At 53.8% G+C, this 14310-nt stretch carries 12 protein-coding genes; 3 read left to right on the top strand and 9 right to left on the bottom strand.

The annotated features are described in order from the left end of the window. Nucleotides 1–8: 8 nt before the first annotated feature. Genes DG177_RS10875 through DG177_RS10865 form a run of 3 tightly spaced genes read right to left on the bottom strand, consistent with a single transcriptional unit; the run spans nucleotide 9 to nucleotide 4287 of the window. A complete protein-coding gene (locus DG177_RS10875; RefSeq protein WP_337658738.1) occupies nucleotides 9–830 on the bottom strand; it encodes an enoyl-CoA hydratase/isomerase family protein in 822 nt (273 codons plus the stop codon). Continuing rightward, entirely contained in the window at nucleotides 830–2452 is a 1623-nt protein-coding gene (locus tag DG177_RS10870; protein ID WP_108811496.1) for a carboxyl transferase domain-containing protein, read from the bottom strand. The genes DG177_RS10875 and DG177_RS10870 overlap by 1 nt, the downstream gene beginning before the upstream one ends. Before the next feature lie 2 nt (nucleotides 2453–2454). Further along, complete coding sequence (locus tag DG177_RS10865) at nucleotides 2455–4287, bottom strand: acyclic terpene utilization AtuA family protein (protein ID WP_108811495.1); 1833 nt, start codon at nucleotides 4285–4287, stop codon at nucleotides 2455–2457. A gap of 68 nt (nucleotides 4288–4355) precedes the next feature. Here DG177_RS10865 and DG177_RS10860 point away from each other — a divergent pair, with 68 nt between their 5' ends. Further along, entirely contained in the window at nucleotides 4356–5087 is a 732-nt protein-coding gene (locus DG177_RS10860; protein ID WP_337658737.1) for a TetR/AcrR family transcriptional regulator, read from the top strand. Between the two features lie 51 nt (nucleotides 5088–5138). Here DG177_RS10860 and DG177_RS10855 read toward each other — a convergent pair whose 3' ends face one another. The 3 genes from DG177_RS10855 to DG177_RS10845 all read right to left on the bottom strand — a co-directional run bounded on the left by DG177_RS10855 (nucleotide 5139) and on the right by DG177_RS10845 (nucleotide 9950). Further along, nucleotides 5139–7328, bottom strand: a complete 2190-nt coding sequence (locus DG177_RS10855; protein ID WP_108811493.1) for a 3-hydroxyacyl-CoA dehydrogenase NAD-binding domain-containing protein — start codon at nucleotides 7326–7328, stop codon at nucleotides 5139–5141. 54 nt (nucleotides 7329–7382) lie between these two features. Further along, entirely contained in the window at nucleotides 7383–8597 is a 1215-nt protein-coding gene (locus DG177_RS10850) for an acetyl-CoA C-acetyltransferase (RefSeq protein WP_108811492.1), read from the bottom strand. Between the two features lie 192 nt (nucleotides 8598–8789). Beyond that, the gene (locus tag DG177_RS10845; RefSeq protein WP_108811491.1) at nucleotides 8790–9950 is read right to left on the bottom strand and encodes an acyl-CoA dehydrogenase family protein; all 1161 of its coding nucleotides are present in this window, start codon (nucleotides 9948–9950) and stop codon (nucleotides 8790–8792) included. A gap of 197 nt (nucleotides 9951–10147) precedes the next feature. Between DG177_RS10845 and DG177_RS10840 the strand changes: the two genes are divergently transcribed. Further along, nucleotides 10148–10723 (top strand): NAD(P)H-dependent oxidoreductase, encoded by a 576-nt coding sequence (locus DG177_RS10840; protein WP_108811490.1) that lies wholly within the window; start codon nucleotides 10148–10150, stop codon nucleotides 10721–10723. Between the two features lie 8 nt (nucleotides 10724–10731). Here DG177_RS10840 and DG177_RS10835 read toward each other — a convergent pair whose 3' ends face one another. The 3 genes from DG177_RS10835 to DG177_RS10825 form a co-directional block, all read right to left on the bottom strand. Further along, nucleotides 10732–11748 carry an NAD-dependent epimerase/dehydratase family protein gene (locus tag DG177_RS10835; RefSeq protein WP_443216418.1) on the bottom strand — a complete coding sequence of 339 codons (1017 nt, stop codon included), beginning with the start codon at nucleotides 11746–11748 and terminating at the stop codon, nucleotides 10732–10734. An 82-nt stretch (nucleotides 11749–11830) separates the two neighbouring features. After that, nucleotides 11831–12874, bottom strand: a complete 1044-nt coding sequence (locus DG177_RS10830) for an adenosine deaminase (RefSeq protein ID WP_108811489.1) — start codon at nucleotides 12872–12874, stop codon at nucleotides 11831–11833. 2 nt (nucleotides 12875–12876) lie between these two features. Next, nucleotides 12877–13479, bottom strand: a complete 603-nt coding sequence (locus tag DG177_RS10825) for a phosphoribosyltransferase family protein (protein WP_108811488.1) — start codon at nucleotides 13477–13479, stop codon at nucleotides 12877–12879. A 137-nt stretch (nucleotides 13480–13616) separates the two neighbouring features. Between DG177_RS10825 and DG177_RS10820 the strand changes: the two genes are divergently transcribed. Then, nucleotides 13617–14249: a glutathione S-transferase N-terminal domain-containing protein gene (locus tag DG177_RS10820; protein WP_108811487.1), complete on the top strand. Its 633-nt coding sequence runs from the start codon at nucleotides 13617–13619 to the stop codon at nucleotides 14247–14249. Nucleotides 14250–14310 lie beyond the last annotated feature (61 nt).

The raw sequence follows: 14310 nt of genomic DNA, 5'->3' as shown, positions 1-14310 counted from the left end.
CTGGTTCCTTATTCCGGCTTCACGACCCAATTGGGTTTGCGCTTTTCAAAGAAGGAGGCGACGCCCTCTTTGGCTTCGTCGCTCACCATGCGGTCGGCAAAATTCTCTGCGGCCAGGCGGATTACCTCGTCGCGAGGTTTGCTAGCAATCTGGCCAAGCAATTCTTTGGTCGCTGCGACCGCTCCTGGCGCGGCACCGAGCACCTGTTTTCTCAACTGCATTTCAATCGCTTCCAGACCCGGCACATCATCGGCGATAAAATCGGCAAAGCCCAGTTCATGCGCTTGTGTTCCGTCAAAACGCGCAGCGGTCAGCATCAACCGGCGACCGGTAGCATATCCGAGCTTTTGAATAACAAAGGGCGATATTTGTGCCGGGGTCACCCCGATGGCAGTTTCGGTCATCGCAAAGCGCGCACCGGATTCGCAAATCACGACATCGGCACAACAGGATAGACCGAAGCCGCCAGCCATGGCCGCGCCTTCGATCAGCACGATGACCACTTGCGGTGCGGTGTTGACCAGGTCGAATATTTCGGCCGCCCCCATCGACATAGTTATGGTGGCGTTGCGGTCGCCACTGGCTTGAAAATTCTCTTTAAAATTTTTGAGATCAGCTCCAGCGCAAAAGACACCTCCGCGCCCGCGCAAGGTTATGCCCCTCACGGTCCGGTCTTCACGAACGCCTTTTAAAACAGAGGCTAACTCTGCCACCAAGGCGTCGCTCAGGGCATTGCGATTATCCGGCTGGTTAAACCAGATGGTCAGCCAGCCCTGTTTGAGGTCGAGCTCCAGTGTTTCGGTTTCGGGAAGATTGGTCATATGTGTCATCAGATTCTGGCCACTCCGAAAGCATTGGGGTGCAGCGTGCGGCTCTTGGCCTCGAAAATCGTTTCCAGAGCAAAGCCGAGCACCTTGCGCGTGTCCCGTGGATCGATCACGCCGTTGTCGAGCACACGACCAGAGGTGAAGAAAGCGCTTTCCTGCGCTTCGAAAATATCCCTGATGCGCTGGTTCTGTTTGGCAATGGCTTCTTCGTCGGGTTCCACGCCTTTGCGCTGTGCCTGCACTTTTGCGACATGACTCATTGTATTGGCTGCGGAAGCGCCGGCCATCACACCGGTTTTTGCATTGGGCCACGAGAATAGAAAATCCGGTTCAAAGGCGACGCCGCTCATTCCATAATTGCCCGCACCAAAGCTGGCACCGATATAGAGGGATAGTTTTGGCACGCGCACGTTGGAAACGGCCTGGATCATCTTGCTGCCCAGCTTGATCATGCCCTTATGTTCGGATTCCGTTCCAACAATATAGCCGGTTGTGTTGTTCAAGAAGATGATCGGCAGTTCGGACTGGTCACAAAGCTGGAAGAAGTGGGTTGCCTTTGCTGCAGCTTCGGGATCGAAAGGACCATTATTGCCGATCAGCCCGACTGCATGGCCCATGATGCTCGCCTGCATACAGACGGTGCCGGGGCCATAGCGGCTTTTAAATTCCTCAAAGTCGGATCCATCAACAATCCGCGCCGCGACTTCGCGGACGTCATAGGGAATGGTGTAATCGGTCGGTACGATGCCAGCGATCTCATCAATGTCGTAAACCGGCTCTGCATAGTCATTTTGCCGGATTGGCGCGGTATTCTTGTTCCAGTCAATTCGCCCCATCGTGTCGCGGGCAATCTCGATACCATGAGCATCATCATCCGCGAGATATTCAACGGTGCCGGTGGTACTGGCATGCATTTCCGTGCCGCCGAGTTCGCGATCATCGGCTACTTCGCCGGTGGCCGCATGGACCAAAGCCGCGCCCCCCAATGCTGCCATGCCATTGTCGCGCACGCCGATGACATAGTCGGACATGCCCGGCATATAGGCGCCACCTGCGGTTGACGGGCCGTGCAGTACGACCATGGTCGGGATTCCTGCGGCGCTCAGCCAGGCAAGATTGCGGAACAACATTCCGCCATGCGCCCACAGCTCGACCTTATATTCCATCAAGTTTGCGCCAGCGCTTTCCACCAGATGGATGAAGGGCAACTTCAATTCCTGCGCCATTTTCTGGGCGCCCTTGCTGGCGTCCCAACCGCCGGTCGTCGCGGCACCGGCGCGAATGCCGCTATCATCAACCCAGATCATGCAGCGCACGCCTTTGACAAAGCCAATGCCGAGAATGACGCTGCCGCCAGGAATACTGGTGTCGGGATTGCCATCTTCGACGAGATAATTGGCCATATTATAGAGCCGCAAAAACGGCATGCCGGGATCGAGCAATCGCGTCAGCCGTTCATGTGGCGTGAGCTGACCGCGTTTCTCAAATGTCGGCCGGCGTTTCTCGGATGCCGCCACGGCACGCTGCTCCAGGGTGCGCAAATGATCGATCAGCGCCAGCATATCCTTGCGGTTTTCGGCAAAGCTTTCGGAGCTGGTGGAAATTTTCGATTTAAACTGGGGCATGGTCAAAGCGCCTTAGCCAAAGAGGATTGGAGAGATTGCGGTATGGAGATGGGCGTTGCGAGCAGGATCTGGGCATAGCTCTTACCCTGCGGATCATTGCGCATCGATGCAACCCCGCCGCCGCCAAGAATGTCATGAAGCAGGAAGTTGATCGCGCCAGTGCCGGGCATATAGAAACGCTCGACGCTGTCCGGTGCTTCGGGTTTCGCAAGGAAATGAGCAAAGCGTTCGCGCACCCTATCTTCGCTGAGCGCGGCCCAGATATAAGGTGCATAGCTCTTATTGCGCGGCATGATGCCGATATTGGATTTGTCACCCTTGTCCCCGGAGCGGCCCCAAGCCAGGTCAATCAGTGGCACCTCTATCATTGGCGCAACATTGTCAGCCAGTGCAGGAGGGGCAGGGCGTTGGACGGTCGCTGGGTCAAAAGCTGTTCCACCGGCATTGCCAAATTCTTGCGAGTCATCGTCTATCTTTACCGAAATCGAAATTTCGGACTTCGGTACCAGTAGTGAAAATAACCGCACCACCGGAGTGGGCTTGGGCCGCCCGCCTGCAAATAAAGCCAGTCCCGGCGGTGTCGCGAGACCCATGCCGGTTGCTTCCTTGAGGATGAGCATCGCCGCTTTCGGATCACGATGTTTGACACCGATTTTCAGAACCACTTCTCGGGCTTCGGCGGCCTGCTCGAAAGCCCCAAAATGGCTGTCATCGCCTAATGTCTCAATCAGCACCTCATCAAAATCGCCGGCATTGGAGGCACGCAATTTGGCACGTGTCCGTTTTAGTGCATTGTCCGCGAAACTTTCCGCTTTTCTTTTGGCATCCATGCCGATGAAGAAAAATGGCGCGACCATCTTCCAACCATCAGAATAAGTGGCGCAGGTCTTGTAAGTGTCGGGCGCAGCATGGCCAATGGCACCGGAAACCGATACGCGATCATCACCAAGCTGCTCCAAAGTCACCGCGCTGAAATCACAGACGACGTCCGGCAGCATATAGGCTTGTGGATCGCCAATTTCATAGAGCATCTGCTCGCCGACCGTGCCGAGATTGACGATTCCGCCAGTGCCTTCCGGCTTGGTCGCGATGAAGCGGCCGTCTCCCGCAATTTCCGCAATCGGATAGCCGGCATTGTCCATGCTGTCCGCCACGCTTTCCCAATCGGTGAAATTGCCGCCGGTTGCTTGCGGTCCGCATTCCAAAATATGGCCGGCCAGACTGGCCCCGGCCAGTTGGTCCAGATCATCCGCACCCCAGCCAAATTCATGGATGCAGGCGCCGAGCGTCACGGCGCTATCAACGCAGCGGCCGGTGATCACGATATCTGCGCCCTGATCGAGAGCAGCGGCAATGGGGAACGCGCCAAGATAAGCATTGATGCTGGCGATATTTTCTGGGTCAGGAAACTGCTCGCCTGTAAACATTTCACGGCCGTCTGCAAATTCGGCCGCACGGGATGTGAGGTCATCGCCGGTGACAACGGCCACTTTCAGATCAAGCCCGGCCTCTGCAATCACCGCGCGTACCGCTGCCGCACAGGCCAGCGGATTGGTCCCACCGGCATTAGAGATCAGCTTGACGCCCTGTCTGGCAACAGCGCCAATATGGGGTTTGATCACGGCAGAGACGAAATCGGTCGCATAGCCCATATCCGGATTTTTCGCCCGCGCCCGCGCCATGATCGACATGGTAATTTCCGCGAGATAGTCGAAGACAATATAGTCAAGACCGCGGCCACTCTCCGCCGCTTCCAAAAGCTGCGGCACCGCCATGTCGGACTCGCCCCAAAAACCGCTGGCTCCGCCAATCCGGATGATCTTGTCATTTGACACATCGAGTCTCCTATGGTTATTTGAATAGCATTCGGTATTTTCGAGTCAAGCTCAATAAGGACAGAATTTTGGCAACCAAAGCGGTCAATTTGGAAACCCAGCGCGCGAAGCTGGAGCGCAAGGAAAGGGCGATTTTAGATGCCGCCCGCGCTGTTTTCATTGAGCATGGCTTTGATGGTGCGCGCGTATCGGAGATTGCCCGCCGTGCCAGTATCGGCGAAGGCACGATCTACAGCTATTATGAATCCAAGGCGGAATTGATGCTGGCGGTACTGCAACAATTCTGGGATGGCCTGACTTTGGAGGCAGAAGCGGTCATGGCGTCAACCAAGGCGGAAGGTTTTTTTGATCGTTTACAATCGCTTGCGCAATATCATCTGAACACGGTGATAGTGAATGCGGACTTCATCAACCTTACCTTTGCCCTCCGCCGTAACAATAGCGAAGTGAGTGTGTCACGGGATCATCTGCGCCATTACGTGGCGGTTTTTGATAGCCTGTTCCGGCGCGGCCAAGATCGCGGTGAGCTTCGGCAGGATGCGGTGCTGTGGCAGGCGCGTGATGTGTTTTATGGTACGCTGGAATATAGCGCGCGGTCGATAGAGATGACGATGGAAAGTGATCGCAATGTGAGGCATCAAAAGCCCGTAGTCGATCAGATGATAGCATTATTCCGTTCGCATTATGGTGTGCAGCATCAGGCGGACGAACTTGATCATTCAACTATGGACCATCTGTCATCGAAGCTGGATCGGCTGTCCGAAAAATTTGATGGCCTCGATAAACGGCTTTCGCGATAGGCAAAAAAAGAGCCCCCGAAGGAGCTCTTTCTTTTCTTATTTCGATTTGGCTTAAGCCGCTTTGTAAAAGCTCTCACCCGCATCCGCCTTTTCACGGAAACTCATCGGCGGCTTGAACCGTTCGCCATATTTCTGGGCGAGCATGTCAGCGGTGCGAACGAAATTATCGACGCCGATCGTGTCGATATGGCTCATCGGCCCGCCGGTCCATGGTGCAAAGCCCCAGCCAAAGATCGCACCGAGATCAGCAGACTGCGGATCGGATACAACGCCTTCGTCGAAACATTGCGCGGTGGCAATCAGCTGAATGTACATCAAACGCTGTTTGACTTCCTCAACCGTTGGCTGGTTTTCAGCGAGCGGGAAATGCTCTTTCAGGCCAGGCCACAGTTTCTTGGATCCATCATCGGAATATTCATAGAAACCGCCACCAAAGCGACGTCCGCGACGGTCAATCTTCTTGACCATCAGTTCCATCAAATCCTCTGTCCCGCTAGGAACGTAGGCATCGCCCATTTCTTCCTTGGTTGACGTCATGATGTCGTAGCCCAGTTGCAGGGTGGTTTCATCGACAATCGCCAGCGGACCAATCGGCATGCCCATGGATATCGCGGCATTTTCGATCAGCGCCGGGTTGACGCCTTCCGCTACCATCATGGTAGCTTCATTGGCATAAGGTGGGAAGACGCGGTTGGTATAGAAACCGCGGACATCTTTCACGACAATCGGTGTTTTGCGAATGCGCGCGTTATAGTCGAGCGCGACAGCCAGAGCCTTGTCGCCGGTTTCTTCACCCGGGATGATTTCGAGCAGTGGCATTTTCTCAACCGGTGAGAAAAAGTGCATGCCGATAAACTGATCTGGCCGCTCGCTGTTTTTGGCAAGACCCGTGATCGGAAGCGTCGAGGTGTTGGATGCAAAGACCACATCCTTACCGATTACCGCTTCTGTCTTCTTGATCACATCGGCTTTCACGTCAGGGCGTTCAAACACCGCTTCGATGATCAGGTCGACATCTTTCAGATCATCATAATTATCGGTCGGTGTGATGCGTGCCATGAATGCATCAGCTTTTTCCTGAGTCATCTTGCCGCGCTTCACGCCTTTGTCGACAATCTTCTGACTGTAGTCGATTGCCTTTTGCGCTTCTTCCATATTGCGGTCGAGGACGATGACATTCATTCCGCCTTTGGCCGTCACATGGGTAATACCGGAGCCCATCAGGCCGGCGCCGAGGACGCCGACAGTCTTGAGTTCGGTTGCTGGCACGCCTTCGGGACGCATGGCGCCTTTATCCGCAGCCTGTTTGTTCACGAACAAGGTTCGGATCATGTTCTTGGCTTGCGGGCCGGCGAGCAGCTTGGTGAAATATTTGCTTTCCACTTTCAACGCGGTGTCGATCGGCAGCATAGAACCTTCATAAAGACAGGACAGGATCGCCTTGACCGCTTCATAATTGCCCTTGCTCTGTTTCAGCGCCATCGCGGACGAGCCGAGGTAAAGCGGCACAGCGCGTGGGTCCATGGAACCGGCGCCACCAGGGAATTTCCAACCCTTCTTGTCCCAAGGTGCAGAAGCTTTCGGATTGGCTTTGACCCACTCTTTGGCTTTGGCGACAACGTCTTCCGCAGGGACAACTTCATCGACAATTTTCTGCGCGAGCGCGGCTTGCGGGTTCATTGGCTGACCCATCATGATCGCCATGCCAGCGGCTTGCAGACCAGCCAGACGGGGCAGACGCTGGGTTCCGCCGCCACCGGGCAGCAAGCCAACTTGTACTTCGGGAAGGCCGAGTTGTAGTTTCGGATGATCGGCACACACACGGTAATGGCAGGCCAGCGCCAGTTCCAGACCACCGCCGAGAGCAAGGCCGTTAAGTGCGCAAGCAACTGGTTTGGCGTGAGCCTTGCCTTTCAGCAAGTCCTTGGCGCTGTTGCCGCCGGTTTCCATCTTGCGCAGGATGGCATTCAATCCCCAGGCTTGCTCAAACGCTTCTTTCATCGTTTCGGCTTTGGAAGAGCCGAGCATGTTAAGATCGGCACCGGCGAGGAAGCCGGATTTCTTGCCAGAGGTGATCACGGCACCTTTGATGTCGTCATTGGCAATCAGCTCTTCGACGAATTTCGGGAAGTCAGCCATCAGGCCTTCGTTCCAAACGTTCATCGATTGGCCGGGAAGATCGATGGTGACGAGGGCAATGCCATCGCTGTCAATATCGACGGTGAGTGTTTCGTAAGTCATGAATTTTGTCCTGCTAAATATGGGATTGGAGTGGTTGGAGTCGCCTTCGGCGCTTTAGTTCACTCGCTCAATGATGGTGGCAATGCCCATGCCGCCGCCGATGCACAGCGTCGACAAAGCGGTCTGCTTGTTGGAGCGTTCCAGCTCGTCCAGGACCGTGCCGAGGATCATCGCGCCCGTTGCGCCCAAAGGATGGCCCATGGCAATCGCGCCGCCGTTCACGTTCATGTCGCTATGATCAACATTCATCGCATCCATGAAGCGAAGAACTACCGCAGCAAAAGCTTCGTTCAGTTCCCACACATCAATGTCGCTGGCATCCATGCCTGCGCGCTTCAGTGCTTTTTGAGCAGCGAATTCAGGGCCGGTGAGCATGATCGTTGGCTCTGATCCAATCGCGGCCATGGACACAATCCGTGCTCGTGGTTTCAGGCCGTATTTCGTACCTGCCTCTTCATTACCGATCAGCACCGCAGCGGCACCATCGACGATACCGGAGCTGTTGCCGGCATGGTGGACGTGGTTCATCTTCTCAACATCGGGATGCTTGAGGATCGCGACATCGTTAAAGCCGGGCATCTGCTCACCCATCATCTGGAAAGCGGGATTGAGCGAACCCAAAGATTGCATGTCTGTTTCCGGACGCATCAGTTCGTCATGGTCGAGCACAGTTTCGCCAATCACATCCTTGATGGCGAGGATGGATTTGTCGAAACGTTTCTCTTCCCAGCTTTTCGCTGCGCGTTTTTGGCTTTCTACGGCATAGGCGTCGACATCATCGCGGCTATAGCCATATTTGGTGGCGATCAGATCGGCAGAAATACCCTGCGGTACAAAATATTCCTGAAAGACCAGCGTCGGGTCAGCCATTCCGCCCAGTCCGTCGCTGCCCATCGGAATGCGGGACATGGACTCAACGCCGCCGCCAACGGCCAGATCGGCTTCGCCGGATTTAATCTTGCCGGCTGCGATGTTCACTGCTTCTAGGCCAGAACCGCAGAAACGGTTGACCTGAATCGCGGATGTAGTGTCAGCATAACCGGCTTTAAGTGCGGCCATACGGCTGATCACGGCGCCTTGCTCACCCACGGGAGAGACACAGCCATAAGCAATATCTTCCACTTCATGGCCGTCCAGCTCGTTGCGGTCGTTCACCGAAGCGAGCACCTGAGATGCAAGATCAAGAGCAGTGATTTCGTGCAAGCTGCCGTCGCTGCGGCCTTTGCCACGCGGGCTGCGCACTGAGTCATAAATATAGGCTTCGGTCATGCGATCTTCCTTATTTTGATAGATTCTGGGCTATTTAAGTGCATAGTTAATGTTGCGCTGCAGCACAGTCAAGCAGTTTACGTAAACGTCAATCGAGAAATGGGGGCGACTCGCCTTGCTTTTCTTCTGCTGTCAGTCAGTCTAACCGGGCCTATAGCCGATTCAAGCCAGAACCTTATTCAAGCCCGAATCCTACTCAAGAATGCTTTGATACTTCTGACTGAACACATCGCGTCCAACAATATAGCGCATGATCTCGCTGCTTCCGGCATAGATCCGGCTCATCCGCGCATCGGTGAAAATGCGGCTGATCTCATATTCCTTCATATAACCCGCGCCGCCATGCAGTTGCAGCCCCAGGTCAGCCATTTCCCATTCGATCTCGCTGCCCAGCATTTTGCCTTTGGCCGCGATATTGGCATTAAGACCGCCTTGATTGTGCACCTCTACACAGTGGTCGATATAGACCTGCAGCATATCGATCTTGGCATCCATTTCGGCCATCTTGAACTGGGTGTTCTGCATGTCGCTCAGCTTCTTGCCAAATACGTCGCGCTCCATCACAAACTCACGCGTAACATCAAAGGCCCGGCGCGCTGATGCGCCATAGCCGACCATGCCGATCAACCGCTCTTCTGCCAGGCCCTCCATCAGATGGATAAAGCCCTTGCCCGGTGTTCCGAGTTGGTTCTCTTTTGGAATTTTGACATTGTTGAAGAACAGCTCCGCCGTATCCTGCGCATGCAGTCCAATTTTCTCCAGATTCTGGCCGCGCTCAAAACCTTCCATGCCGCGCTCGACGATTAGCAATACCATCGCATGCTTGTCGTCGACGCCCGCGATTTTAGCCGCGACAATGACCACATCCGCGTTGATACCGTTGGAGATGTAGGTCTTGGAGCCGTTCAGCACCCAATGATCGCCATTATCCGTTGCGGTTGTCTTCATTCCCGAGAGATCACTGCCAGCGCCGGGTTCAGTCATCGCCACCGCCAATATGGTCTCACCGCTGACGCATTTGGGCAGGAATCGCTCGCGCTGTTCTTCGTTGCCGATATTCTTGAAATAGGGCCCGACCAAGCGGCTATGCAGAGTGTTATACCATTCGGCGCAGCCCGCCCGTGTGGTTTCTTCAATGATAATCTGCTCATAGCGGAAATCATCATCGCCCATGCCGCCATATTTCTCATCCGGCCAGATCATCAGGAAGCCCTGATCACCTGCTTTCTTGAATATGTCTCGGTCTACAATGCCGGCTTCGCGGAATTCATCCATCCGTGGCGCAACCTCATCGGCCAGAAAGCGGCGATAGGCATCACGAAACATATGCTGTTCTTCGGTAAACTTACGCATGGGAGAAAACCTTCGAAATTATCTGACAAGTGCGAATATGATCGGCGCCAATATAGTAGTTATGCGCGATATCGAATCACCTTTAACCGGTCAATTAAAACATGGCTTGTGCCAGCGCTACAACCTGTTCTTTTGACCATGATCTCCCGCCATAGTTGACCGTTGCAATTATTTGAAAAGACTTGTTAAGAGTGTCCATGGCGAAAAATGAAGACAAACCCTTTATCCTGGGCCTCGGTGGAACGACCAATCCGCACAGCTCAACAGAACAGGCATTGGCGATTGCACTCAAGACGGCGTCGGATGCCGGTGCCGAAACGAAGCTCTTCGGATCAGCCAAGCTTTGTGCCTTGCCACATTATCGCTCTGATCCGGCGGGATTGAACGAGACCGGAGAGGCGCTTGTTGAAGCCGTCCGACGCGCCGACGGGATCATATTGGCTAGCCCTGGTTATCATGGCACCATATCTGGCCTGGTCAAAAATGCTGTCGACTATATTGAGGAAACGGCCGGAGATGCGCGGGTCTATCTGGATGGCTTGCCGGTTGGACTAATCGTCACTGCTTATGGTTGGCAAGCAACCGGTTCAACTCTGGCGGCGATGCGATCAATAGTGCACGCGCTGCGCGGTTGGCCCACGCCATTGGGTGTGGGGATCAACGCATCGGGCGGGATTTTCAAGGACGGTGTCTGTGCAGATGAAGCGGTAAATGAGCAACTCCGTCTCGTCGCGCAACAGGTCATGCGAGGTTCTCACCGGCGGCAATATTGACCCACTGATTATTCCGGCGGTAGATTACCATAAAAGTCGCGATACCAGCTGACAAATCGTTTTAGTCCGTCTTCCAGCATGACCTCTGGTTCGTAACCGGTCAGCGCATGCAGTTTCGACACATCGGCATAGGTCGCGGTAACGTCTCCGGGCTGCATCGGGCGCATGATTTTCTCCGCTTTCATGCCCAGCGCCTGTTCCAGCGCTTCGATCATGTCCATAAGACCAATCGGCCGGCTGTCTCCGATGTTCAATACCCGGTGTTCACCAGCGGCCGGGGGATTGTCCAACGCCCCCAATATGCCGTCAACAATGTCATCAATATAAGTGAAGTCCCGGGCCATTTTACCCTCGCCATAAACTTCAATAGGCTCGCCCGCGAGAATCTTTTTGGTGAAACCGAAATAGGCCATATCCGGCCGACCCCATGGCCCGTAAACGGTGAAAAACCGCAACCCGGTTTGCGGAAAGCCATATAGCTTTGCATAGGATGCGCTCATCAATTCGCAGGAGCGTTTGGTTGCAGCATAAAGCGACACCGGATCAACAGCGGGCGCTTCCTCGACAAAACCTTCGCCGCCCATCGGCTTGTCACCATAGACAGAACTAGATGATGCATAGACCAAATGCTCAAAATCCGGTGCATGACGGCTGGCTTCCAGCAAGCTCAAATGCCCTTCCAGATTTGATTTTTGATAAGCAAACGGATTGTCGATGCTATAGCGCACGCCAGCCTGCGCCGCGAGATGGATGATACGCTTTACGCCATTGTCTCGTACCAATGTGCTGACGCCTTCCGCATCTGAGACATCGAGTTCCGCAAACGCAAACCGTTCCAATGTCTGCAAATTAGCCAGGCGCGCGGCTTTCAGCCCGGGATCATAATAGTCATTCAGATTATCGATGCCAATCACGCTCTCGCCGCGGTCGATCAGCCTGTGGGAAACCGCATGGCCAATGAAGCCCGCAGCGCCAGTAACCAATATGGTGTCAGATCGAGGCGATTGATCATCCATTTGGTTCATAATATCATTCCTCGGTCACGTGAGAGCATTATCTGGCGCAGTAACAGCAAAAAGCCAAGATTTCCAATGGACTGGCTTCGGTTCAACCCGTTTTTCGGTCAAATGCCAATACATAATCGTCAATGCGCTGGAGCGATTGTGCGACGGTATTCTCACTAAGAAATGATCCACGAAAGCTATTTTTCGCCAATGTGATGATATCATCCTTATCAAGATCCAAAGCTACAGCCGTGGCTTCGTAATTATCATTGAGATAGCCGCCAAAATAGGAAGGATCATCCGAATTCATGGTTGCGCAGAGGCCAAGATCGAGCATTTTTTTCAGCGGATGATCTTCCAGCTTGTCAACCACGCACAGAGAGAGGTTGGACAGGGGGCAGACCGTCAAGGCCATCTGACTGTCACGCAGCTTTGCGATCAACCCATCATCCTCCAACGACCGGTTGCCATGATCCATTCGATCTATCTTCAGCAGGTCGAGCGCCTCCCAGATATATTCCGGTGGCCCTTCTTCTCCCGCATGAGCGACGGTTTTGAGGTCCAGCATCTTCGCTTTGGCAAAAACTTTCGAAAATTTGGATGGCGGGTGACCCAATTCCGAAGAATCAAGGCCAACCCCGGCTATTCGGTCGAGATAGGGTGTTGCCTCTTCAAGCGTTGCAAAGGCATCATCTTCGCTCAGATGGCGAAGGAAGCACATGATCAGCTTCGATGTAATGCCCAGATGCGCCTCAGCATCACTCAATGCCCGCAATATTCCGTCAATCGCGGTTGAAAAAGCTATCCCGCGCTCGGTATGTCCCTGCGGATCAAAAAATATCTCGGCGTGAATAGCATTGTCGGCGTGGATTCGCTTGAAATAGGCCATGGTCAGGTCGTAGAAATCCTGCTCGGTGCGCAGGACATTCATCCCCTGATAATAGATATCCAGAAAATCTTGCAGATTGGAAAAAGCATAAGCTTTTCTAACCTCTTCGGCCGAGGCAAAGGGAATATCAATATCGTTACGCTGGGCCAGCGCAAACATCATTTCGGGTTCAAGCGAGCCTTCGATATGTAAGTGCAATTCGGCCTTGGGAATATCTGCTATAAAAGCCTGGCGCTGTTCCGGAGATGTAAAAGACATATCTAGCTCTTTATGATGATGGGATTGGGGATGTCTTCCTCATCAAAAATGATCGAAGCATCAGATTTGTTGGCGCAAATTTCTTCTTTGGTCAGCCCGTCCAGTTCATGGGGGAAAATCAGCCAATCTTCAGTTTCATGAATGAAGAAATCGGGTTGCAAGGCGGTCTTGTTGCGCGACGGCTTGCTATAGACAGTGGCAACCCGAACGTCCTTGGGCATATTATGGCGGCATCTTTCGCTGAGTTCCTTGAGGAAAGCTTCGATGCTTCGGCCGCTGTCAAACACATCGTCCACAATGAGCAGATTATCTTCGGGATTGAGCGTATCCACCAGATAGCCGAGCGCAAAAACCCGAACGGACCGTTCCTGTTTATCAATCCCGGAATAAGAGGAAGTTCTAATCGCGATATGGTCGGTCGAGACACCGTGAAATTCCAATATTTCTTGCACCGCAATGCCAACCGGCGCGCCGCCCCGCCAGATTCCAACTATATGAGTCGGAGAAAAATCGCTCTTCAATATCTGCATGCCCAATCGAAAGCTGTCCGACAATAAGGCGTCTGCGGTGATGTAGGTTTTTGCGATAGGTGTTTCTAGCGTCATATTGATCACATTCTCCGGCAGCCTTGGACAACGCCACCGCGAATAAATCCTAGGATATTATCGCATTAGCATTATGCAGGGAGATAAGTAGCCGCTGTTTCAAACATGTTAAACCCATATTTCCCGGAGAGCCAAAAATGACATTGATCGTCCACCATCTCAACAATAGCCGGTCGCAGCGGATATTATGGCTGCTTGAAGAAATTGGCCGCCCCTATGAAATTCGCCATCATCAACGCGATGCTGTTACCAATCAGGCACCGCCGAGTCTGACCGCGCTGCACCCTCTCGGCAAGTCGCCGATGATTGAGGATGACGGACGGATGATCATCGAATCCGGCGCCATTGTTGAGCATATCTGCGCGCATCATGGAGGCGACCAATATGTACCGGAGCGCGGGACGGACGATTACATCCGCCATCTTGAGCTTATACATTTTGCCGAGGGATCGGCGATGACACCGATTTTGCTGAACCTCTATGTCGGCCGGTTGGAAGAAGCTGGCGCGCCGCTGATGCCGCGGATCAATGAACAGCTGACCAGCCATTTCGACTTTATGGAAAATGAACTCAGTCCGTCCGGCCATTTCCTCGGTGATAAACTGAGTGCCGCTGATTTCATGCTGAGCTTTCCCGCCGAGGTAGCGATTGCTCAAGGTCGTGCAAAAACGCATCCCAAGCTGGCCGCATTTGTTAAGTGGCTGCAAGCCCGCCCGGCCTATCAGCGAGGCCTTGAAAAAGGCGGAGAATATAGTTTTGTCGCGGGCTGAGATTTCCGCTCTCGCTGTGCAGTAGAAGATGGTGCCATAGACACAACGTCGGATACGGACA

The organism is Sphingorhabdus sp. Alg231-15 (genome assembly GCF_900149705.1).
In the GTDB taxonomy this organism is placed as follows: Bacteria; Pseudomonadota; Alphaproteobacteria; order Sphingomonadales; family Sphingomonadaceae; genus Parasphingorhabdus.
The sequence above is the reverse complement of the archived record's forward strand: the minus strand, read 5'-3'. Positions and strand labels throughout refer to the sequence as shown.

Bases quoted from the DNA above. Each gene is read 5' to 3' on its own strand.
- DG177_RS10875 (WP_337658738.1), bottom strand. From the start codon at position 830: ATGACACATATGACCAATCTTCCCGAAACCGAAACACTGGAGCTCGAC.
- DG177_RS10870 (WP_108811496.1), bottom strand. From the start codon at position 2,452: ATGCCCCAGTTTAAATCGAAAATTTCCACCAGCTCCGAAAGCTTTGCC.
- DG177_RS10855 (WP_108811493.1), bottom strand. From the start codon at position 7,328: ATGACTTACGAAACACTCACCGTCGATATTGACAGCGATGGCATTGCC.
- DG177_RS10850 (WP_108811492.1), bottom strand. From the start codon at position 8,597: ATGACCGAAGCCTATATTTATGACTCAGTGCGCAGCCCGCGTGGCAAA.
- DG177_RS10845 (WP_108811491.1), bottom strand. From the start codon at position 9,950: ATGCGTAAGTTTACCGAAGAACAGCATATGTTTCGTGATGCCTATCGC.
- DG177_RS10840 (WP_108811490.1), top strand. From the start codon at position 10,148: ATGGCGAAAAATGAAGACAAACCCTTTATCCTGGGCCTCGGTGGAACG.
- DG177_RS10835 (WP_443216418.1), bottom strand. From the start codon at position 11,748: ATGAACCAAATGGATGATCAATCGCCTCGATCTGACACCATATTGGTT.
- DG177_RS10830 (WP_108811489.1), bottom strand. From the start codon at position 12,874: ATGTCTTTTACATCTCCGGAACAGCGCCAGGCTTTTATAGCAGATATT.
- DG177_RS10825 (WP_108811488.1), bottom strand. From the start codon at position 13,479: ATGACGCTAGAAACACCTATCGCAAAAACCTACATCACCGCAGACGCC.
- DG177_RS10820 (WP_108811487.1), top strand. From the start codon at position 13,617: ATGACATTGATCGTCCACCATCTCAACAATAGCCGGTCGCAGCGGATA.